At 71.5% G+C, this 20,894-nt stretch carries 18 protein-coding genes; 8 read left to right on the forward strand and 10 right to left on the reverse strand.

The features are described 5' to 3' along the window. Window positions 1-44: 44 nt before the first annotated feature. Together phsA and cyc2 are read right to left on the reverse strand one after the other, a co-directional pair. Window positions 45-1,934: an O-aminophenol oxidase PhsA gene (phsA, locus tag OG698_RS14185; RefSeq protein ID WP_406103373.1), complete on the reverse strand. Its 1,890-nt coding sequence runs from the start codon at window positions 1,932-1,934 to the stop codon at window positions 45-47. 62 nt (window positions 1,935-1,996) lie between these two features. Then, window positions 1,997-4,198 carry a germacradienol/geosmin synthase Cyc2 gene (gene cyc2, locus OG698_RS14190; protein ID WP_406103374.1) on the reverse strand — a complete coding sequence of 734 codons (2,202 nt, stop codon included), beginning with the start codon at window positions 4,196-4,198 and terminating at the stop codon, window positions 1,997-1,999. Between the two features lie 134 nt (window positions 4,199-4,332). On the opposite strand from cyc2, the gene OG698_RS14195 reads away from it, so the two are divergent. Together OG698_RS14195 and OG698_RS14200 are read left to right on the forward strand one after the other, a co-directional pair. Continuing rightward, window positions 4,333-4,800 (forward strand): universal stress protein, encoded by a 468-nt coding sequence (locus tag OG698_RS14195; protein WP_406103375.1) that lies wholly within the window; start codon window positions 4,333-4,335, stop codon window positions 4,798-4,800. Between the two features lie 68 nt (window positions 4,801-4,868). Then, window positions 4,869-6,935 carry a prolyl oligopeptidase family serine peptidase gene (locus OG698_RS14200; RefSeq protein ID WP_406103376.1) on the forward strand — a complete coding sequence of 689 codons (2,067 nt, stop codon included), beginning with the start codon at window positions 4,869-4,871 and terminating at the stop codon, window positions 6,933-6,935. Window positions 6,936-6,957: 22 nt separating this feature from the next. Here OG698_RS14200 and OG698_RS14205 read toward each other — a convergent pair whose 3' ends face one another. Then, window positions 6,958-7,800 (reverse strand): pentapeptide repeat-containing protein, encoded by an 843-nt coding sequence (locus OG698_RS14205; protein WP_399968357.1) that lies wholly within the window; start codon window positions 7,798-7,800, stop codon window positions 6,958-6,960. Between the two features lie 206 nt (window positions 7,801-8,006). Here OG698_RS14205 and OG698_RS14210 point away from each other — a divergent pair, with 206 nt between their 5' ends. After that, window positions 8,007-8,468, forward strand: coding sequence for a hypothetical protein (locus OG698_RS14210; protein WP_399967523.1), 462 nt, complete (start codon window positions 8,007-8,009; stop codon window positions 8,466-8,468). A 19-nt stretch (window positions 8,469-8,487) separates the two neighbouring features. Here the strand turns inward: OG698_RS14210 and msrB are convergent, their stop codons facing one another. The 4 genes from msrB to OG698_RS14230 form a co-directional block, all read right to left on the reverse strand. Next, window positions 8,488-8,895, reverse strand: coding sequence for a peptide-methionine (R)-S-oxide reductase MsrB (msrB, locus tag OG698_RS14215; protein ID WP_399967521.1), 408 nt, complete (start codon window positions 8,893-8,895; stop codon window positions 8,488-8,490). Between the two features lie 13 nt (window positions 8,896-8,908). Beyond that, window positions 8,909-10,303 (reverse strand): UDP-N-acetylmuramate--L-alanine ligase, encoded by a 1,395-nt coding sequence (murC, locus tag OG698_RS14220; protein WP_406103377.1) that lies wholly within the window; start codon window positions 10,301-10,303, stop codon window positions 8,909-8,911. Window positions 10,304-10,416: 113 nt separating this feature from the next. Beyond that, the gene (locus OG698_RS14225; RefSeq protein WP_100591298.1) at window positions 10,417-10,890 is read right to left on the reverse strand and encodes an indole-3-glycerol phosphate synthase; all 474 of its coding nucleotides are present in this window, start codon (window positions 10,888-10,890) and stop codon (window positions 10,417-10,419) included. A 144-nt stretch (window positions 10,891-11,034) separates the two neighbouring features. Further along, entirely contained in the window at window positions 11,035-11,808 is a 774-nt protein-coding gene (locus OG698_RS14230; protein WP_100591297.1) for a pyrimidine reductase family protein, read from the reverse strand. 37 nt (window positions 11,809-11,845) lie between these two features. On the opposite strand from OG698_RS14230, the gene zapE reads away from it, so the two are divergent. Continuing rightward, on the forward strand, window positions 11,846-12,937 hold the full coding sequence (gene zapE, locus OG698_RS14235; RefSeq protein ID WP_406103378.1) for a cell division protein ZapE: 1,092 nt from the start codon (window positions 11,846-11,848) through the stop codon (window positions 12,935-12,937). Window positions 12,938-12,949: 12 nt separating this feature from the next. Here zapE and OG698_RS14240 read toward each other — a convergent pair whose 3' ends face one another. Beyond that, a complete protein-coding gene (locus tag OG698_RS14240; protein ID WP_329569368.1) occupies window positions 12,950-13,492 on the reverse strand; it encodes a hypothetical protein in 543 nt (180 codons plus the stop codon). Between the two features lie 179 nt (window positions 13,493-13,671). Between OG698_RS14240 and OG698_RS14245 the strand changes: the two genes are divergently transcribed. The 4 genes from OG698_RS14245 (at window position 13,672) to OG698_RS14260 (ending at window position 18,081) form a co-directional block, all read left to right on the forward strand. Beyond that, entirely contained in the window at window positions 13,672-15,072 is a 1,401-nt protein-coding gene (locus OG698_RS14245; RefSeq protein WP_406103379.1) for an alkaline phosphatase PhoX, read from the forward strand. Window positions 15,073-15,291: 219 nt separating this feature from the next. Continuing rightward, on the forward strand, window positions 15,292-16,116 hold the full coding sequence (locus OG698_RS14250; protein ID WP_406111066.1) for a PPK2 family polyphosphate kinase: 825 nt from the start codon (window positions 15,292-15,294) through the stop codon (window positions 16,114-16,116). Window positions 16,117-16,263: 147 nt separating this feature from the next. Next, the gene (locus OG698_RS14255; RefSeq protein WP_406103380.1) at window positions 16,264-17,127 is read left to right on the forward strand and encodes an ABC transporter substrate-binding protein; all 864 of its coding nucleotides are present in this window, start codon (window positions 16,264-16,266) and stop codon (window positions 17,125-17,127) included. 90 nt (window positions 17,128-17,217) lie between these two features. Beyond that, window positions 17,218-18,081: a polysaccharide deacetylase family protein gene (locus OG698_RS14260; protein WP_406103381.1), complete on the forward strand. Its 864-nt coding sequence runs from the start codon at window positions 17,218-17,220 to the stop codon at window positions 18,079-18,081. A 348-nt stretch (window positions 18,082-18,429) separates the two neighbouring features. Here OG698_RS14260 and OG698_RS14265 read toward each other — a convergent pair whose 3' ends face one another. Continuing rightward, the gene (locus tag OG698_RS14265; RefSeq protein WP_406103382.1) at window positions 18,430-19,323 is read right to left on the reverse strand and encodes a peptidoglycan-binding protein; all 894 of its coding nucleotides are present in this window, start codon (window positions 19,321-19,323) and stop codon (window positions 18,430-18,432) included. After that, window positions 19,323-20,882 (reverse strand): DUF6519 domain-containing protein, encoded by a 1,560-nt coding sequence (locus tag OG698_RS14270; protein ID WP_406103383.1) that lies wholly within the window; start codon window positions 20,880-20,882, stop codon window positions 19,323-19,325. The genes OG698_RS14265 and OG698_RS14270 overlap by 1 nt, the downstream gene beginning before the upstream one ends. Between the last annotated feature and the right edge of the window lie 12 nt (window positions 20,883-20,894).

Consider the following 20,894-nt stretch of genomic DNA (forward strand, 5'->3'; position numbering starts at 1 on the left):
ATCCTCGAACGAGTGAGACTGAACCGGGCATTTCTGGCATACGGTCAGCCGCCGTGCCCTCCGTGCCCCCCATGTCCGCCGTGCCCGGCACCGTGGTCGAACTTCATCGCTTCGGCGGGCATCACCACGAACGGCCGCATCATGCCCATGTCCTCGTGCTCCAGCAGATGGCAGTGATACATGAAGCGCCCGTACGCGCCGTCGAACCGGCCCATGACGCGCAGCATCTGGCCGGGCAGCGCCCGGAAGACGTCCTTGTAGCCGCGCTCGTTCGGCGGGAGCGGGACCGGCGTGGCCGGGTCGGGCGCGAGCGGCGCGCGCGTGCCGCCGACCGTCGCGTCGAACCCCGACACGTCGTACGTGTCACGGCCGAGGATCTGGAAGTCGGCGAGATGGATGTGCATGGGGTGCACGACGGGCGGGTTCACCGCGAGGTTGAGGAAGCTCCACTGCTCGTAGCTTCCCTCGGCGACGGTGAAGCCGAGGCCGTCGTTGAAGGTGCGTGAGGTGCGACGGTACGTCTTCAACGTACCGTCGGCGCCACGGAGTTGGATGACGCCGTCCGCTGGGACTTCGACCTCCCCCTCGACCTCGGTCATCTCCCAGATCTCGGGGTGACCACCGCCGCCCTTCGTGGCGGGCGGGGTCAGCACGATCAGCCGGTGCCCGTGCTCGATGTCGTGCGTCAGGCGGCGGAAGGATCCCGAGAGCACCTCGGGCAGCTCGAAGGGGTCGTCCGCGCCGCACTCGCCGACACGGAACTCCATGACGTGCGGATAGCGCACGTTGTTCGCCGGGTCGGGTACGCCGGGCGCCTGGCCCGCGCCCTTGTTGACGAGGCGTACGCGGCGTCCCGCGAGCGCGCGGAAGTCGATGAGCAGGTCCATGCGCTCGGCCGGCGCGACGGTCAGCGTGGGCAGCGCCTCATCGAAGTCGACCGGCACCGGGCGCGGCAGCAGCCCGCCGTCGCTGCCGATCTGATGCAGAACGCCCGGCACCGGGTTGTCGTCCTCGTCGATCAGGACGAGGTCGTAGATCCGGGCGTTCGACGCGTTGACCAGGCGGAAGCGGTGCCAGGCCGCGTCCACTTCGGCGTAGGGCCAGATGCGGCCGTTGACGGTGGTGTACGGGCCCGCGAAGGGCACGGAGACCGGCTTGCCCGTCTCCGGGTTCTTCTCCTGGACGATCACGGTCTTGTGCAGCAGTCGGCCATTGAGCGCGCCGTCCTCGTCCGTGTCGAGGTTGCGGTCGGCGATGAGGAGCGGGATCTCCCGCTCCCCGGAGGGGAGTTGGAGCGCGTCCTCCTCGTCGTCGCGGACGAGGTAGGTGCCGTAGAGGCCCGCGTGGACGTTCCACCGCGTCACGTTCATGGCGTGGTCGTGATACCACCACTGGACCGCCTGGTGGTCGTTCGGGTACTCGGAGAGCTGGGCGTCGCCGTAGCCCACCGCGTTGTCCGCCCAGCCGTCGTTGCCGCCGCCGGTCTGCGCGCCGTGCAGGTGGGTGACGGTCCAGGCGGGCAGGGCGGCGACGTCCGCGATCGGCGGGACGCCGCCGCGGCCCGGTTCGGTGCTCGGGTTGGGGTTCGCCGCCGGCACCTCGACGGCGGTGACCGGGTACTCGCTGCCCTTCGGAATGCGGTTGGTCCAGGCGATCCGGACGCGCTGCCCGCGCCGGACCTCGATCGTCGGCCCCGGCACCGATCCGCCGTATCCCCACATGAGTGTCGGCGGGAGCTGCGGGTGCAGCCGCACCCACGTCGGCCGCAGCGCGATCTCGGTCTCCCGCAGGACGTCCGTGGAGTCGGGACGCAGGACGGGCGGAACGGTCAACGGCGCGATGTGCGGCGCCAGTTCACCGTCCGCCGCGGCGGGCGCGGAATCCCGCGCCGCGCCCGCCAGGCCGTCCGTGATCCTCTCGATGATGTCGGTCATGGTGAGAACACCCCCGTGTTCTGTGTTGCGTCCCCCGTGGTGCGGCCGGTCAGTGGCCGCCTTCACCCCACAGGACTCACCACACCCCACGAGGGTTCCATGAACCCCTCATTCCGGCTGAAAAGGTTCGGCAACCGTCCCGGTACGAACCCATGCGCGCGCCGGGCCAGGTCGGCGGCTCCGTAACGTCGGCATTCCCGGTGCCAGTTGAGGATCCCGGCCGTCCAGTTCTGGAGCTCCAGCACATAGCCGTCCATGGTCGCCCGCGCCTCGCGCGACAGCTTGAAGTCGTCGTACAGGACGGGGAATTCATGGGTGGCGACATGCTCGAACTGCTGCATGCGCTGTGTCATCAGGTCGTGCACGACGCCGAGCGCGGTCGGGTAGTCGCAGCCGAAGAAGTTCTGCACGACGAGGATGCCGTTGTGGATCTCGCCCTCGTACTCGATCTCCTTCTGGTACGAGAACACGTCGTTCAGGAGCATCGCGTAGTCGACGGCTGCGTTCTCCAGGGAGCGGACCGGGCCGCTGCGGTAGACCTCGGGCGGCACGGCCGGGCCGTGGCCCATCCGGCTCAGGCTCATGGTGAGGTCGGCGCCGAACGTGGCGCGGCGCATCTCCAGGTAGTCGACAGGGTCCGGGATGCGGTTCTGGAGCTGGTTGGCCAGCTCCCACACCCAGCTCTCCGTCATGACGTCGATGGACGCCTTCAGGGTGCGCCGCTGCTCGGTCGTCATCCCGGCGGCGGTGCGGGCCCACAGGTCGGCGAGGCCGCGCTCCATCGCGTTCACGGGCGGCGGGATCTCGCCGCCGTCGACGGGCATACACGCGGAGAGCCGCTCGGTGCACAGCTTCGCCGCGGCGAGGTCACGCCGGTGCCCGAAGACGAGCGGGTAGTAGTCGTCCCCGTACGTCCCCCAGGCCAGCCAGTGCGCACTCAGGTCCAGGGCGTCCTGGTCCCCGTCGGGGTCGATACCGGCCGAGCACAGGGGCAGGTCGTAGGCGGCGAGCTTGTCCTCGTCCCAGACGCCTTCCTCCAGGATGCCCATGGCGTGCGCCCACGGCGTGATGCGCCGGCGGGCCTCCTCCAGGCCGGGATTCAGCCGGAGCCGGAACGGCATGTAGAAGTCGGGGAGCAGGGACGGGCCCACCTTCTGGTACGGCACATGCGTGTAGGCGCGCAGCCGTTCTGCGCCGGCCGCCGCGAGCAGCGCCCCGACGTCCGCGCCGGACGTGCCGATCCCGGTGGGCCCCGCCAGGGGGTTGCTCCCGGTCGCCCCCTCGTTCATGTACCGGCTGGAGCGCAGATGCCATTCGTGGCCGCCGGACTGCCAGTCCTGGAGGCCCCGCGTGTAGGCGGCGACCGCGGCGACCTCGGGCGGTGCGAGCCCCTTCTCGACGGCGAGGGCCGGCACTTCGGTGAGCGCGGTGTGCTCGAACTGGTGGAGGCGCGAGGTGAGGATGTCGTTGACGGTCTGCGCGGCCTCCTGCGTCGTGCAGCCGAAGAAGGTCTCCAGGACCAGTACGCCGTTGCTCAGCTCGCCCTCGTCCTCGACCTCCCGCTGGTACGAGAAGAGGTCGTTGCGCAGGTGCACGGCGTCGGAGAACGTCTCCATGAGGACGCGCAGCGGCCTCGACCCGGCGGCGGACGCGGGCACTTCGGAGGTCGCGTACTCGACGAGCCCCGCCGACCAGGGCGCGCCGCCGACCTTGCGGCGCATCTCGATGTACTCGACGGGGTTGGAGATCCGCCCCTCGTTGATGTTGGACAGCTCCCACATCGACTCGTTGAGGAGGTGCTCGGTCGACTCGGCGAACCTTCGGCGCCAGTCCACCGACATGGCGGGCACGGTGCGCGCCCAGAGGTCGGCGAGGCCCGCCTCGACGGGGTTCTGCGGCTCGGGCACGGGGGTCGACAGGTCCATCGGCATGAACAGGGGCAGGCGGTCCAGATAAGCCTTGCCGCCCTCGCGGTCCGTGGTCCGCTTGAACGTCTCCAGGAAGTGGTCGTCGAAGAAGAAGACCCACACGTACCAGTCGGTGACGAGCGACAGGGCGGGCCCGTCGCAGTCGGGGTGGGTGTACGCGCACAGCAGTCCGTAGTCGTGCGCGTCGAGGTCGCTCTGCTCCCAGATACCCGACCCCTCCAGCATGCTCATCTCGCGGGCCCACTGTGTGGAGTGCGCCCGCGCCTCGTCGAGGTGTGGATTGAGCCGCGCCTGGTACGGCATGTAGAAGTGCGGCAGTTCGAACGGCTGCGTCATGGCCCGGCCCTACCCGTGGCCTCCGGCGGGCATCCGGACGGCGGCACATGATCGCACCATCGCGTGAACCGACGACTGAGGAGCGTCCGGACGGGGAAAAGGGCGGTACCCGATCCCCAGCTGAGGAGTCTTCGGTGAGCCAGGCCACGGAGCCGTTGATCGTCGTAGGCGTCGACGGTTCGAAGCACTCGAAGGAAGCCCTCCGCTGGGCCGTGCGGCAGGCCACACTCGTCGGCGGCCGGGTGCACGCCGTCATGAGCTGGGAGTGGTCCACGAATCCCTTCAGCTTCGGGCCCGCCGACGGGGCCACGGTGGCCGGCGGGAGCGAGCCGCTCTCCCCCGAGGAGACCTCGCGCGTCAGACTGATCGACGTCGTCACGGAGACGGTAGGCGAGAGCCCGCCCGTCCCGGTGCACAGCCGCATGGTGCACGGGCCCGCGGCGAAGGTCCTCGTCGAGGCGTCCGGGGCCGCCGAACTCCTCGTCGTCGGCACCCGCGGCTACGGCGGTTTCAAGGGCGCGCTGCTCGGCTCGGTGAGCCAGCAGGTGACGCAGCACGCGCACTGCTCGGTCGTGGTGGTGCGGCACAAGTCCGACAGCTGACGCGAGCGGCGGCCCACGCCCTGTCGCCCACCCGACGGGGTGTCAGCGGGGCGTGCCAGAGTGCCCTCATGGACGATGCCCGAGAGTTCCCACGCCAGTACGCCCGCACCCGCCGCTTCGCCCTGGGCGCGCCGAGCCGGTTCACGGTTTCGGCCGACGGCGGACGCGTCCTGTTCCTGCGCACGGGCGGCGGCGCCGACCCCGTGAGCTCGCTGTGGCTCCACGAGGACGGTGAAGAGCGGGTCCTCGTGAATGTCTCGCGCACCGCACGCGCAGGAGACGTGCCGGCCGCCGAGCGCGTGCGCAGGGAGCGGGCGCGAGAGAGCGCGGTCGGGCTCGTCTCGTACTCGGCCGACGCCGAGTGCCGCACCGTCGTGTACGCCCTGTCGGGAGCGCTCTGGGCCGTGCGTGTCGCGGACGGCGTCCCGTTCCCCGTGTCGGCGGCGGGCCCGGTCGTGGACCCGCGCCTGTCCCCCGACGGCCGTTCGGTCGCGTACGTCACCGGGGGCGCTCTGCACGTCGTCACGCTCAACGGCGAGGACCGGCTGCTCGCGGCACCCGAAGGCCCTGACATCACCTACGGGTTGACCGACCACGCGTCCTCGGAGTCGATGGGCCGGGCGCGCGGACACTGGTGGGCGCCCGACGGCGGCGCGCTGCTCGCGGCGCGCGTGGACACGTCGCGTGTGCAGCGCTGGTATCTCTCCGACCCCGCCGACCCTTCGGCGCCGCCGCGCGCCGTGCGCTACCCGGCGGCGGGCACGGCCAACGCCGACGTGTCGCTCCATTTGCTGCACCTGGACGGCTCGCGCGCCGAAGTGGACTGGGACCGTAAGGCGTTCGAGTACGTGCCCGTGGCCGGGTGGGACGCGCAGGGCCCGTTCGCCGCGGTGCAGAGCCGCGACCAGCGGACGCTGCGCACGCTGGCCGTGGACGCCGCGACGGGCGCCACCCGCCTCCTGGACGAGCAGCTCGACGCGGCCTGGGTCGAGCTGGTCCCCGGCGCCCCGTGCCGCACGGCGTCCGGCGCGCTGGTGACCACCCGCGACGAGCAGGACACCCGCCGCCTCGTCGTGGCCGGGAAGCCGGTGACTCCGGTGGGCCTCCAGGTCCGTCAAGTCCTTGGCGTACAGGGCGAGTCGGTGCTGTTCGAGGGCGGCGACGAGCCCACCGAGACCCATGTGTGGACGTGGGCGCCCGACGCGGGCTGCGTCAGGCTCACGGACACGCCGGGCGTGCACACGGCCGTCTCGGCGGGCGGCACCACGGTCCTGGTGAGCCGCCGGGAGGACCGTACGACCGTGGAGGTGACGAAGAGGGGCAAGCCCGTCGGGGAGATCGCCTCGCTCGCCGAGCGCCCCGTCGTCCCCACGCGGCCCGTTCATCTGCGGCTCGGCGAGCGGGAGTTGCGCAGCCAGCTGTTCCTGCCGTCGTGGCACACACCGGGCAGCGGCACGCTCCCCGTCCTGGTGAACCCGTACGGGGGCCAGCACCTTCTGGTTGCCACGCGCGGCCTCGGCTGGCCCGCGCATCTGTCGCAGTGGTTCGCCGAGCAGGGCTTCGCGGTCCTGGTCACGGACGGGCGCGGCTCCCCGGGGCGCGGTCCCGCGTGGGAGAAGGAGATCCGCGGCGACATCCTGACGCACGCCCTCGACGACCAGGTCTCCGCCGTACAGGCGGCCGGGGCACGGTTCCCCGACCTCGATCTGACGCGGGTCGCGATCCGCGGCTGGTCGTTCGGCGGGTTCCTGGCCGCGGGCGCCGTGCTGCGCCGGCCCGACGTCTTCCACGCGGCGGTCGCGGGCGCGCCGCCCACCGACCAGCGGCTGTACGACACGCACTGGAAGGAGCGCTATCTCGGCCATCCCGACGAGGAGCCCGAGAACTACGAGCGCTGCTCCCTGATCGCCGACGCGCCCCTGCTGCGCCGGCCGCTCCTGCTGGTGCACGGGCTCGCCGACGACAATGTGGCGGTCGCGCACACCCTGCGCCTGTCGGCGGCGCTGCTCGCGGCGGGCCGCAGCCACCAGGTACTCCCCCTGCCGGGCGCGACGCACATGGTCACGCAGGAGGGCGTCGCGGAGAATCTGCTGCTGTTCCAGCTCGACTTCCTGAAGAAGTCCCTGGGGGTCTGACCACTCGCCGAGAGGCGGGTGCCTACCAGTGCGCGGGGCGGCTCAGGGTGGCCGGGATCCTGGTCGAGCCGTCCCCGCGGGCCGCGTTGACCTGCGCCTGCGTGAGGAAGATGCTGCCGGTCAGATCGGCGCCCTGAAGGCGCGCGTCGCGGAGGTCGGCCCCTATGAGGTCGGCCTGGCGCAGGTCGGCGCCGGTGAGGTCGGCCGCGATCAGATAGGCGCCGCGCAGGTTGGCGCCCCGCAGATCGGCGCCCTTGAGGCGGGCCCCCATCAGGTCGGCGCCCCGGTGGTTCTTCTTCCGGCCGGGCACGGCCGCCCGTACGAGTTCGCTGACCTTCAGGAGCGTCTCGCTGACCTCGCCGCGGAGGGTGGGGACGTCGGCCGCGGCGAGGGTGGCGGCGTCGGCGCGGGTGAGCTCCTCGATCCCGTCGAGGGCGCGCCGCACCTCCGCGTGCGCCGGGCGGGCCCGGTCGAGCTCCAGCGCCTCGGTCAAGTACCAGAGCAGTTCGTGCAGTTGGCGCATGACAGGGAAGACGTCGAACATCGTGCGCGCGGTCCCGCGCGACGTACGCCAGTCCTCGCCGCCGAACGTGACCTGTGACACCTGCTGACCGGCGCCGAAGCAGTCGAAGACCGTGCAGCCCGAGTAGCCCTTGTCACGGAGCGTGGTGTGGATGCCGCAGCGGAAGTCGTCCTGGAGGTTGTGGCACGGCCGGCCCGCGGCCTTGTCCGCGGCGAAGTCGGAGGACTTGGCGAAGGGCAGCGCGACACAGCACAGCCCGAAGCAGTTCCCGCAGTCGGCGCGCAGATCGAGCCGGCGCCGGTGCCCGGCCTCCGGAACAGCGCCGGGGCCATCGGACGCCACGGCCTCGGGTCGGGTTTCGCGCTTCTGGGACAACGGGCCTGGTCTCCTACGTGTACGTGGTGTCTGCGGCGTGGGGCTCTCATTCTCCCCGATGGCGCGGGCGGCGGACCGGGCGCGGGCCCGGGTCACCCGCCGGGCCCGGTACCGTGGGGGAGGAACGATCTCGTGGGCCTCCTGGCGGGCTGCGTGAACCCAGGAGGAACCAGATGACGACGAACCGCGGACGCAAGCACGTGATCCGGAACCGGATGACGTCGACCGGAGAGTCGTACGTCGTCGCCGCGAAGAACCTCAAGGCGATGAAGGACATGGGCGCCACCGCGGAGGCCGTGCGCACCCAGCGCTGGCGGCCCGCGGAGTCCCTCGACGTCCCCTGCCCCTGCGGCGGCACGTGCGAGCCCGGCGAGAAGTGCGACCGCTGTCACGCCCGCCACCGTCACGTGGGCCGGGCCCCCGGCAGCCTCACGGACGTCGAGACGTGGATGGACAAGTACGACTGCATGGGCTGCGCGTCCTCGTACACGCTGACCGTCGTCCTGCCCGGCCGCCCGTGGGGCATCGCCGAGACGGTCGTGCAGGGCGGCTCCTCGGAGCCGGTGGTCCGGGCCCGTGTCTTCCCGGGCGTCGTCCACCCGATGATGCGCCCGGAGACACCGGCGGAGGACTGAGCCTCCGCCGGGGCCCCGGTCAGCCCGCTTCCGGCGCCAGCTTCAGCGAGATCGAGTTGATGCAGTACCGCTGGTCCGTCGGGGTGGGGTAGCCCTCGCCCTCGAAGACGTGGCCGAGGTGCGAGCCGCAGCGGGCGCAGCGCACCTCGGTGCGGACCATGCCGTGCGAGCGGTCCGCGATCAGCTCGACGGCGTCCGTGTCCTTCGGGTCGAAGAAGGACGGCCATCCGCAGTGCGACTCGAACTTCTCGCCCGAGGTGAAGAGCTCCGCGCCGCACGCGCGACAGGAGTAGACGCCCTTGGTCTTGGTGTCCGTGTACTCACCGACGAAGGCGGGCTCGGTGCCGGCCTGGCGCAGTACCGCGTACTCCGCCGGGGTCAGTTCCGCGCGCCACTCCTCGTCCGGCTTTTCGACGTCGTACGACATTCAGCTCAGTCCTTCACTTGGCAAGGCGATCCAGGATCTGCGGGCCGAGCTCCGTGACGTCACCCGCGCCCATGGTGAGAACAAGGTCGCCCGGCTTGGCCATTCCCGCGATCACGTCGGGCACGGTCGCCTTGTCGTGGACGGTGTCCACGTCGGCGCCCGCCGCGCGGGCCGCGTCGATGATGAGGCCGCTGGTGATGCCGGGGATCGGGTCCTCGCGGGCCGGATAGATGTCCAGGACCACGGACGCGTCGGCGAGGCCGAGGGCCTCCCCCATCTCCTTGCCGAGCTCCTGGGTGCGGGAGAAGAGGTGGGGCTGGAAGACGACGAGGATCCGGGAGTCCCCCGCGGCCGAGCGCATCGCCTCGAGGTCGGCGGACATCTCGGTGGGGTGGTGCGCGTACGAGTCGATGACCTGCACGCCGTTCTCCTCGCCCTTGAGCTGGAGGCGGCGCTTGACGCCGGTGTACGACTTCAGGGCCGCGGCCAGGTTGCGGGAGGGGATGCCGAGCGCGACGCCGGCGGCGAGCGCGGCGACCGCGTTGTGCGCGTAGTGGCGGCCGGGGACCGAGACGGTGAAGGTGAGCAGCTTGCCGTCGAGGAGGACGGTGACCTCGCTGGTCAGACCGCGCGGGGTGACCTTGTGGATGCGGACGTCGGCCGCCTCGGACTCGCCGTACGTGACGACCTTGAGGGACGTCGTGTCGCGCAGCCTGCGGGTGAGCTCGACCGCGCCGGACTGGTCCGCGGCGATGACGAGCGTGCCACCGGGGACGATCTTGGAGGCGAAGGTCTCGAAGGACTCGTAGATCTCGTCCATCGACGCGTAGTTGGCGTGGTGGTCGAGCTCGACGTTGAGGACGATGGCGACCTCGGGCGCGTACTTGTGGAAGCTGCGGTCCGACTCGTCGGCCTCGGCGACGAAGATCTCGCCCTCGCCGTGCAGCGCGTTCGAGCCGGGGGCGTCGAGGTCGCCGCCGATGGCGTACGAGGGGTCGAGGCCCAGGGAGGACAGCGACACCGCCAGCATCGACGTGGTCGTCGTCTTGCCGTGCGTGCCGGCGACCGCGATGGGGCGCAGGCCGTCCATGAGGGAGGCGAGCGCGTCGGAGCGGTGCACGACCGGGATGCCGAGCTCGGCGGCGCGGGCCAGCTCGGGGTTGTCGGCACGGATCGCGGAGGAGACGACGACGCAGGTGGCGTCCGGCGCGAGGTGCGCGGCGTCGTGGCCGATGTGGACGGTGGCGCCGAGCGAGCGCAGCGCCTCGGCCGTGGCGGACTCCCGGGAGTCGCTGCCGGCGACCTGGGCGCCGCGCTGCGTGAGGATCTTCGCGATGCCCGACATTCCGGCGCCGCCGATGCCGATGAAGTGCGGTCGGTCCATGGCGGTGGGCAGGCCGGGTGCCATTGGTTTCTCCCTGGGACGGTGTGTGCTGCGTGCCCACTGTGCGGGCAGGCTCAGCCTACTTTCTCCGTGCACCCCGCCCGCGCAACCCCGTATCGCCCCGGCGGCGAGAGGCCCTAGGCCTTGCTGTACGAGAAGAGCTTCAGCACCGGAACGCCCACCTTGTGCCGGGCGCGCGAGGCCCAGTCGCGGTGGAAGAACTCCTCCACGTAGTGCGGGTCGGTCAGGACGATGACCTCGTCGGCGCCGATCTCGTCGACGAGGGACTTCAGGGCGTCCAGGGGGTGGTCCTCGACGAGGCGGCCCTCTGCCTGGCAGCCGGCCTGGTGGAGTGCGGTGAGGGAGACCTGGAGCGCTTGTTCGCCGGGTTCCGTGGCGTCCTGGCCCTCGGGTACGTCCCTTTCCTTCGCCGCGTCGTCGAGCTCCCCCATGGCGACGTCGTCGATGGCCCGCAGCAAGCGGTCGGCCTGGTCGCCGCGGGGCTGGAGCAGCACATGGAAAGTGACTTCCTCGTCACCGTGCAAGGTGGTGACGAACTCCACGTCGGCGGACGTCAGGGCCTTCTCGATCATCAATACGCTCGTGAACACGACAGGCGCCCTTCTTCTCTCCTCCGTGGGCCGTCGACTCTCGACCGGTCCCTGCGGAAACCATCCTGCCCCGTGGCCGTACGGGGTCTGCGAGATTTAGTGTGCCCAGCGGAACGTAAACGGAACGGCACATTCCGCTGATTGTCAGCTCCGACGGTATCGGGTGAACAGGAACCCGGCCTCTTCCAGTACAGAAGCCATCTCGAAACGCTCGGGGACGGTCAGGGACGGTCCCCCGGCAATGCGCTGGGCGTCTCCGGCGGTGAGCATCGGCGACAGCGTCAGACAGAGCTCGTCGAGCACCTGTGCGGCCACGAACTGGCCGAGCAGGCGGGGTCCGCCCTCCGTGAGCAGCCGGGTCAGCCCGCGCTCCGCGAGCGCCCGGACCGCACGCTCCGGCTCGACGGTGGTGCCCTCGCCGACGATCAGCACCTCGGCGCCCGCCTTGCGTGCGGCGTCCAGCCGGTCGGGCGGCGCTCCGGCGCCGGTGACCACGAACGTGGGAACGAGGGGGGAGGTGAACAGCGGAAGGGAGAAGTCGAGGTTCAGGCTCCCGGTGATCACCGCGATGGCCGGGGCGGGTGCCTGTCCGGCCGCCTCCCTGCGCCCGGCGAAGGCCTCACGCGCGCGTGCCGGGCGATAGCCCTCCAGACGGACCGTTTCCGCACCGACCAGGACGGCGTCCGCGAGACCGCGCAGGGTGCCGAAGATCCGCATGTCGGCGGCGCTCGAGATGCCCTGCGAGCGGCCGTCGTGCTGGGCGGCACCGTCGAGCGTGGAGACCATGTTGGCGCGCAGCCATACGTCCTGCCCGGCGGGGTAGGCATAGGCGTCCGCGAGCTCGTCGAGACTCCATTCACGGGCTTCGTGGGCCGCGTGATCTGCTGTTTCGTACGTCACAGGGAACAGGCGTCGCATGTCACGCAGTGTCGCACGGCGTCTAGAGTTGGGTCCTGTGTCGTCCTCCACCACCGCCCCGGCCCAGAGTCCGATAGCCGACGCGGCCCCGCTGTCCCTGTGCGCCCGTGAGCCGCTCGTCCCCGCGGACCGTCTGGTCGCCGAGATGGTGCCCCCGCCGCGCTTCGACTCGGTCCGCTTCGAGACGTACATCCCGGACGCCAATCAGCCCAGCCAGACCGAGGCGGTGCGGGTCCTGAGCGGCTTCGCGGCCGGGCTCGGCGGCGCCCACGCGAGCGGCTCGGGCAAGCGGAGGTGGTTCGCCAAGAAGCAGGCGGCCCCCACCGGGCCCCGCGGCGTCTATCTGGACGGCGGCTACGGCGTCGGCAAGACCCACCTCCTCGCCTCCCTCTGGCACGCCACCCCGGCGGCCCCCGAGCAGAAGGCGTTCGGCACGTTCGTCGAGCTGACGAACCTGGTGGGCGCCCTCGGCTTCCAGCAGACCGTACGCACGCTCGGCGAGCACCGGCTGCTGTGCATCGACGAGTTCGAGCTGGACGACCCGGGCGACACCGTCCTGGTGTCGAGCCTGCTCGGCAAGCTCGTCGACGCGGGCGTCGCGCTCGCCGCGACCTCGAACACGCTGCCGGGCAAGCTCGGTGAGGGCCGGTTCGCCTCCGCCGACTTCCTGCGCGAGATCCAGGGCCTGTCCGCCCACTTCCGCCCCCTGCGGATCGACGGCGACGACTACCGCCACCGCGGCCTGCCCGAGGCGCCCGCCCCGTTCTCCGACGAACAGGTGACGAAGGCGGCGTACGCGACGCAGGGCGCCTCGCTCGACGACTTCCCGCATCTGCTCGACCACCTCGCGCGCGTGCACCCCAGCCGCTACGGCGCCCTGACGGACGACCTCGATGCCGTCTGCCTGACCGACGTGCAGCCGGTCCCCGACCAGTCGACGGCGCTGCGCCTCGTCGTGCTCGCCGACCGGCTCTACGACCGTGAGATCCCCGTGCTCGCCTCCGGCCTCCCCTTCGACCAGCTGTTCAGCGAGGAGATGCTGAACGGCGGCTACCGCAAGAAGTACTTCCGTGCGATCTCCCGGCTGACCGCGCTCGCGCGGGACGCGAAGGGACTGGTGCACGCATAGGGCCGCCCGCGGTCACCTGCTGCGCCGCCTGCCGGTCACAAGCGCGACCACAAAGCCCGCCGAGCTGACGAGCACCGTCAGGACAGCGGCGCACACCGCACTGACAAGCCAGTCGGCATCCCTGCCCTGCCTCGCGTCCTCGCTCCACCACATCACCGTCAACACCACCCATGTACCACCGATCCAGGCGACAGCGCTCCGGACCGATGGCGCCTTGAACGGCTCTGCGCGGTCGATGTGCTCAAGGGCCTCCTTGGCCATGCGCTCCCACCGCAGCGTCAGGGCGAAGAGAAGGCCGACCCCCGTCCCGATGGCGACGAGCGCCAGGGCATCGGCCGCCCCCGTGAACCGCCACCCCGCGACTGCACAGATCCCCACCATGAGCGCCGCCGTCGCGGCCCCCAGCAAGCCACCCGCGCGCACCGGATGCCGATGGCCGTAGGCCTGGACCCGGCCAGGACGCCGCGGCGCACGGGCAAGGCTCCGGTCGCGGTTCACCAAAGCCCGGACCACCACCCGGTCGATCGCGCGCACCGCCCGCAGCAGCACCTTCACGTCCCCTCCTCGTCTGCCACCCGCCCGGCCCCCCTGAGCCGTACGCAACGGGACAGTAGAGCGGTTACACGAGCAACCTCCCCCCACCTGACACTGCTACGCGCGTGGTTCCCGTGACGAATGGGCCGTGATAGACACAGCCGGGTCACAGTTCCTGTCCGCCAACAGGAGGTTGCCCCATGTCTGAAGCACGTACCGCACGTACCGCTCAGTCCCCCGCAACACGACGTCAGGTCCTCGCGCGCAGCGGCGCTTCCGTCGCCGCCATCGCCTTCGCCGGAAGCCTCTCCGAGCTCTTCGCGGGCACGGCCGCCGCGCAGAGCCTCGGCAACAAGGGCTACGGCCCGCTGGTGCCCGACCCCGCCGGGCTGCTCGACCTGCCCGCGGGGTTCCGCTACAAGGTCCTCTCGCGCGAGGGCGACCCGCTGCGCTCCGGCGAGGGCAAGGTGCCCAGCAACCACGACGGCATGACGGCCCTGGAGGGCAGACACGGCCGGGTCCACCTGGTCCGCAACCACGAGAACCGCGTCACCGCGAAGATCGCCGTGCCGACCGTCGAGGGGCTCACCTACGACCCGATGGGCAAGGGCGGCTGTACGGCACTCACGCTCGACCATCGGGGCAATGTCCTGTCGGAGCGCGTCGCCATCGCCGGCACGGCCGTCAACTGCGCGGGCGGGCACACGCCTTGGGGCACCTGGCTGACCTGCGAGGAGACCGAGGACAAGGCCGGCACGAACGGCTACACCAAGGACCACGGCTTCATCTTCGAGGTCGACCCGGCCGACCCGCACCGCTCGGGCGCCGTGCCGCTGACCGCGATGGGCCGCTTCCAGCACGAGGCGATCGCGATCGACCCGAAGCGGGGCGTCGTCTACGAGACCGAGGACGCCTTCGAGAAGCCGTTCGGCCTCTTCTACCGCTTCCTGCCCAACAGGCCCGAGGGCGGCCTCGGTTCGCTGCGGGCGGGCGGAACGCTCCAGGCCATGCGGGTGCCCGGGGTGCCCGACCTGTCCGTGGTCCAGGAGACGGGCGCGACCTTCGACGGCATCGAGTGGGTCGACGTACCCGACCCGCTGGCCGCGCAGACCCCCATCCGCCTCCAGGACTTCGGCCCGAAGGGCATCACGCACGCACAGAAGCTGGAGGGCTGCTACTGGGGCGGCTCGTCCGTCTACTTCGTCTCCTCCTTCGCCCACAGCGCGGAGGGCTCGGCGGCCGACCACTTCGGGCAGATCTGGCGCTACGACCCGAACAAGCGCCGCCTCACCCTGGTGATCGTCTTCGGCCCGAGCACCGACGTCCAGCTGCCGGGCGAGGAGCCGGACAACATCTGCCTCGCGCCCAGCGGCGGCCTGATGGTGTGCGAGGACGGCGAGGGCGCGCAGCACGTCTTCGGGGTGACCCGTAAGGGCGACGTGTATGCGATGGCGCGCGGGCGCCAGAACATCGGCACGGCGCAGGAACCCGCGTGGGGCGAGTTCGCGGGCGTCACGTTCTCCCCGGACGGCGACACGATGTACGTCAACTGCTACACGCCCGGGACGACCTTCGCCGTGACGGGGCCCTGGCAGCGGTAGCGCAGGTGCCCGGTCCGTCGCACGATCGAGGGACCTGACGGGAAGGGGTGCGCGGTGGCCAAGGCCGACAAGGACACGAAGCGGAAGGGCAAGGGCAAGGGCAAGGGCAAGGGGGAGCCGGCCAAGAGCGCCGGGAAGTCCCGGGCCAAGGCCGGACAGGCCCCCGGGAAGCCGTCCGGGAAGTCCTCCGGCGCCAAGGCGCCCGTCGCGCTTCGTGAGCTGCTGCGCATCCCCGCGGGTAAGCCCGTGAATCTTGCGTCCTTCGACGCGCGGGCGACACCCGCCGGCCCCTCCGGCAAAGCCGCCGGCCTGGAGGCGGCCGCCCGTATGGGTGAACGCCTCGCCGACCTCCAGGAGCGCCTGTGGGCCTCCAGTACGGCGGGCGACCGGCGCCGGGTCCTGCTGATCCTCCAGGGCATGGACACCAGCGGCAAGGGCGGCACGGTCAAGCACGTCATCGGCCTCTTCAACCCTTCAGGCTGCCGCATCAAGGCGTTCAAGGCGCCGACCGCCGAGGAGCGCGGCCATCCGTTCCTGTGGCGCATCATGCGGGCGCTCCCCGAGCCCGGCGAGATCGGCATCTTCGACCGCTCGCAGTACGAGGACGTCCTCGCCGCCCGCGTCCGCGGCCTCGTCCCGCGCCGCCAACTGGGCGGCCGCTACGGCCAGATCAACCGCTTCGAGCAGTCCCTGGCCGAAGACGGCGTGACGGTCGTCAAATGCTTCCTCCACATCTCGTACGAGGAGCAGCGCGAGCGGCTGCTGGAACGGCTCGACAACCCGGACAAGCACTGGAAGTTCACCATGGGCGACGTCGAGGACCGCGCCCTGTGGCCCGCCTACCAGGAGGCGTACGAGATCGCGCTGGAACGCTGCTCGACGGACGACGCGCCCTGGTACCTCGTGCCGGCGGACCGCAAGTGGTACCGCAACTGGGCGATCAGCAAGCTGCTCCTGGAGCATCTGGAGGCGCTGGACCCGGCGTACCCGAAGGCGGACTTCGACGTGGCCGGGGCGCGGGAGCTGTTGCTCGCGCAGGGGTGAGGCAGGGTTCCGTCCCCACCGGCGCCGCCCACAACTGCGGCTGATCACCGAGCGTGCCGATCCCGCCCCCTGGGCAGGGTCTTAGGGGTCCTGCCGGGCCCATGAGCCCTTCAGGACGTCGCCCCCTAGGGACAAGGACACGGACACATGGAACGACACGCAGTCTGGGAGTTCACCGACGACCGCGGGCATGTGGCGGCCGCGGGGGACGTGCCGTTACGGGTGGTGGCCTACATACAGGCCGGCGCCACCCTGTGGGACCACGGGATACGGCCGGTGGGGATCTTCGGCTCGTTCCACGACGGGGATCTCGCCGACCCGGCCAAGGCGGGGACGCTGCCGCTCGACGAGGTCCTGTACCTGGGGGCCGGTCACAGCGTGGGGCTGGAGGCGGTGCTCGCGGCCGAGCCCGACCTCGTCGTCGCCGTCACCTACGGCGGCGCTCAGGTGTACGGCGTCGATCCGGACATGGCGAAGCACCTGGAGGAGCACGTCCCGGTCGTCGTGGTCGACGTCGGTCAGGGCCGTTCGCTCACCGCGGTCAGGGAGCGCTTCGCCGAGCTGACGCGCTCGCTCGGGGCGCGGGACCGGGGCGGGGCCGAACTGGAGCGCGCCATGCGGGAGTTGGAACAGGCCGCGCGGGACGTTCCGGGGCGGGTGCTGGCCCTGTCGCCGGGTGGCCCGGACAGCGTCCATCTGGCACGCCCCGCCAAATGGCCCGACCTGAGCGCGCTGACGGCTCTCGGCGTACGGACCGTCGAACCGCCACCGGGGCCGGGCGCCAACTGGAATACGGCCGGGTGGGCACAGGCCGCCGCGCTCACGCCCGACATCGTGCTCGTGGACTCCCGCGCGAACGCGGCCCCGTGCGAGCAGTACGCGGCGAACCCGTACTGGCAGCAGGTCACGGCCGGGGCACGCCTGCTCCCCTGGAACCCCGAACTCCCGGCGAGCGAGTCCGCGCACGCGCGCTTCTTCGACCAGGTGAGCAGGGCGCTGCGGGACACCTGAGCCCGCCCCCCTCGCCCACCTGGCCCGACGCCGCACCGCACACGCGGCACGGTGCGCAATTAATCGCATTAGTACGTTTAATGTCGCCGCGTGATGACCTATGTACGGAGATTTGCACTGGTCTGTGCCCTGGGCGCGCTGGGGGTCGGAACTGCCGCCTGCGGTGGGAGCGACGGCTCCGCCGGGCACCCGGGGCGGGGGGTGGTGAGCGCGAGCGCCTCCGCGTCCGCCGCGCCCTCGCGCCCGCCCACGCTCGCGCCGGGCCCCGCCGGACTCACCCCCGTGTTCAAGAGCGCGCCCCACCCGCGGGACCGCACCGTGGCCCTCACCTTCGACGCCGACATGACCGCCGACGAGGGCGCCCGCGCCGCGGCCGGTGAGCACTTCGACAACCCGGCCCTGATCGCGACACTGCGCCGGCTGAAGGTGCCCGCGACCGTGTTCATGACCGGGCGGTGGGCCGAGGAGTACCCGGCCGAGGCGAAGTCGATCGGGAGCGATCCGCTCTTCGAGGTGGCCAACCACTCGTACAGCCACTACGCCTTCACCGGTCAGTGCTACGGCCTGCCCACCGTGCCGCCCGCGCAGATGCGGACGGACGTGGAGCGCGCCTTCACCGCGTTCCGCAAGGCCGGTGTGAAGCGCACGGTGCCGTACTTCCGCTTCCCGGGCGGGTGTTACGACCAGGAGGTACTGCGGAAGCTGACCCCGGCGGGCGTCACGGCCGTGCAGTGGGACGTGGTGAGCGGGGACGCGTTCGCCACGGACTCGGACGCGGTGGCACAGCAGGTGCTCGACGGGGTGCGGCCCGGTTCGGTCGTCGTCATGCACTGCACCCGCAGCGCGGCGCCCGCCACGGAAGCCGCGGTGCGCGCCGTCGTACCGAAGCTGCGGGAACGCGGGTACCGGTTCGTGCGGGTGTCGGAGCTGATCGGGTCGACGGCCGGGCGCTAGGGCGGCGTCCGTCCGGGGCCGGACCGCCCCGGGAGTCCTCGCCTTCCGTGGTCGCGTCGGCCGTTTCGGGTTCTCCGACCCTGGGGCGACCGGCGACGACGAGTGGGCGCAGGTCATGCGCGACCGGCAGGACGCCCGGATCCGCAAGGGCACACCGCCAGAGGCGTCGGCGGCGTCGTTCGGGAGGCGCGGCCCTTACGGCAGCCGCGATCACCCTGAGCAGGAGGTGCGCTGCGGGTCGGCGTCCGAGGCAGCCCGCCGACCCGGCACATCGCCCCCCTCGCCGCGGCCCCGCCGCACCTGCCCACCAACGCCGAACCGGCGTGGGCGGGCAGGACGGTCAGGCTCTCAGGACGCCGGGACTTTCAGCTTGTCCCAGCTGGTCCTGCCCGGAATGCCGTCCGCGTCCTTGCCCTTGAAGCCGAGCTTCTGCTGCCAGGCCTTGTAGGACTTGCGGTCGGCGTCGGTCCACTCGGGGCTGGGCCCTTCCTCGTAGTGGTCGCAGCCCTCGGCGACCAGGCGGCGGCCCATCGCCGTGATGACCGCCGACTTCTGGCCGTCGTGGAAGAAGCCGCTGCCCGGAAACGGAGCGTGCGACGGCTTGGACGGCGTGGGCTTCGGGTCGGGCTCGGGGTCGGAACCCTGGGACTTCCCGGCGAGCCGGTCGGCGATCCGCTTGCGCATGCCGTCCATCGTGAAGCCGCGCGGGTCCTGCTTGCCCGGCTGCCACTCCTTGTGGCCGATGACCGACCGCTCGCTCCAGCCGTAGTGGCGGCAGATCGCGGCGGACACCTTCTCGATGGCCTCCTTCTGCGCCTCGGGCCAGGGGTCCTTGCCGTCGCCGAGGTTGATGCACTCGAAGCCGTAGAAGTGCCGGTTGCCGTCGGTGTCGGCCTCGTTGTCGTGCGGCAGCTTCGACTCGTTGACCACGGCGCGCAGGACGTCGCTGTCGCCCAGCCCCGCATGATTGGCACGGCCGTTGCCGACGAGGTGGATCTCGCCCTTCTTGTCGATGACGCCGTGGCACAGCGGCCCCGGCAGGCCCGAGTAGCCGTTGTAGCAGATGTTCACGGAGGCGTCCGTGCCCGAGGTGACGGTGTGGTGGATCATCACGCCGTTCACCGGTCCCCAGGGACCCTTCGTATTGCGGTTGTGCGTACGCCAGTTGCGCACCTCGTGGACCGTCAGACCCTCTTTACGCAGGATCTCCACCAGCTTGGACGCGCTCAGAGGTGTGGCCATCACTCGTCTCCTTCCACGGCGGACTCCGCTTCTGCGGTGGTCTGCGACCTGCTGCGCGAGGGGCCTTCGGCCGCGAGCTCCTCACGGTGTGCCTGTTCCTCCGCCGCAAGGGTCGCCTCGTCCGCGGCCGGGATGCTGATCGCGAGCGGGCCGAAGGCGAGGCGCAGGTCGACGGCGCTCTCCTCGCCCTTGACCAGGGCCAGCGGGGCGAAGTGGCGGGCGATGCCGGCGGGCCCCTGGAGCAGCGGGCGGCGCGCCGGGTCCGTCGGCCATTCGACGCTGCCGGTGGCGGTGCGGGCGGGGACAAGCCAGTGGTCGCCGGTCCGGTAGGTGCCGCCCTTGGCGAAGTACACCTCGACGCCGTCCTCCAGAGGCAGCCACTCCCCCTCCGTGACGGGGACGGCGCCGCCCTTCAGGGCTGCGGTACGGCCCCTGCGCTTCGGACCCTCGCGGTGGTCCCAGCGGCGCAGGAACGGGTGCAGGTGGGGCAGCCGGCCGACGCCCGGCCCGGGCTCGGCGGAGAGGCGGACGCGGCGGCCCGGCAGGTCGAGCTCCTCGACGCGCAGCAGGGGCAGGGCTTCCAGGCGGGAGGCGGAGGCGGTGTCCGTGAACTCGACGAGGTCGCCGACGTCCAGGTCGAGCTTGTCGTCGTGGCCGAGGGACGCCAACTGCACCCAGGTGCCGTCCAGTTCGTCGACCGGGAAGACGACCGAACCGTTCTCACGGGACCACTTGAAGGTGGCGTCCTTCGCCTCACCACCGGCATGGACCTCGACCCGGTACAGCTGGTTCTCCGGACCGCGGTAGCGGGCATCGGGCCTGACCAGGCACGGGTCCTCGTCGGCGTGGTCGGGCCGCTCGCTGCGGGCGGCCAGCCGGGCGGTGGCCGCCGCCTGGCTCTGCGCCCACTTGTCGAAGGCCGCGCGGACGACCTCCTTCGACGGGTCGGCGTCCTCGATCGCCAGCGCCGCGAGAGACAGCGGCAGCACCTGCCAGACCACCTTGACGCGGGCCGCGGTGTCCGGCATCGCCGCGCCGAGGGCGACCTCGCGCAGCGCCGGGTCCTCGGCCGCGTTCACCGACCGCTCCCACACGTTCAGGTAGACCACGAACGGCGACTGCGCGGGCGAGGGCAGCCGGTCGCCGGGCTTCTCCGCGTCCCGGTAGGCGTCGGGCTGGTCCCAGTAGGTCCAGTACGAGGGCGGGGTGGCCGTGTCCTCCGCGCCCTCCGCGTCCTCCGCGGCCTCGTCGGGCACGGGCGTGCCGGGGGCCGGGCGGTCCGCGTCGAGCAGGATGCCGTCGACGTAGTACCGGCCGCCGTGGATGTAGAGGGTGTCGATGTCGTGCTTGCCGCCCACGTACTCGATGCGGAAGCCCGCCGCGTCGCGCGGCCCGCCGTAGCGGCCGATCAGGTCCGCGGCGAGGGTGCGTGCCTGGTGGAGCTGGATCGCGGTCTGCTCGTTGGCGTCGGCGTCGAGCTGGACGCGGCCCTGCTGGGCGACGACCGCGGAGTAGTGCCGCTCCGGGTGGAAGGTGAGACGGGAGAGATCAGCGTGCATGAAGGGGGTCCC

Source organism: Streptomyces sp. NBC_01003 (genome assembly GCF_045162695.1).
In the GTDB taxonomy this organism is placed as follows: Bacteria; Actinomycetota; Actinomycetes; order Streptomycetales; family Streptomycetaceae; genus Streptomyces.

What these genes read in the sequence shown, in the direction of transcription:
- OG698_RS14270 (WP_406103383.1), bottom strand. Translation starts at nt 20,882, where the DNA reads ATGCACGCTGATCTCTCCCGTCTCACCTTCCACCCGGAGCGGCACTAC.
- OG698_RS14255 (WP_406103380.1), top strand. Translation starts at nt 16,264, where the DNA reads ATGGAACGACACGCAGTCTGGGAGTTCACCGACGACCGCGGGCATGTG.
- OG698_RS14265 (WP_406103382.1), bottom strand. Translation starts at nt 19,323, where the DNA reads ATGGCCACACCTCTGAGCGCGTCCAAGCTGGTGGAGATCCTGCGTAAA.
- OG698_RS14200 (WP_406103376.1), top strand. Translation starts at nt 4,869, where the DNA reads ATGGACGATGCCCGAGAGTTCCCACGCCAGTACGCCCGCACCCGCCGC.
- OG698_RS14210 (WP_399967523.1), top strand. Translation starts at nt 8,007, where the DNA reads ATGACGACGAACCGCGGACGCAAGCACGTGATCCGGAACCGGATGACG.
- OG698_RS14245 (WP_406103379.1), top strand. Translation starts at nt 13,672, where the DNA reads ATGTCTGAAGCACGTACCGCACGTACCGCTCAGTCCCCCGCAACACGA.
- cyc2 (WP_406103374.1), bottom strand. Translation starts at nt 4,198, where the DNA reads ATGACGCAGCCGTTCGAACTGCCGCACTTCTACATGCCGTACCAGGCG.
- phsA (WP_406103373.1), bottom strand. Translation starts at nt 1,934, where the DNA reads ATGACCGACATCATCGAGAGGATCACGGACGGCCTGGCGGGCGCGGCG.
- murC (WP_406103377.1), bottom strand. Translation starts at nt 10,303, where the DNA reads ATGGCACCCGGCCTGCCCACCGCCATGGACCGACCGCACTTCATCGGC.
- msrB (WP_399967521.1), bottom strand. Translation starts at nt 8,895, where the DNA reads ATGTCGTACGACGTCGAAAAGCCGGACGAGGAGTGGCGCGCGGAACTG.
- OG698_RS14230 (WP_100591297.1), bottom strand. Translation starts at nt 11,808, where the DNA reads ATGCGACGCCTGTTCCCTGTGACGTACGAAACAGCAGATCACGCGGCC.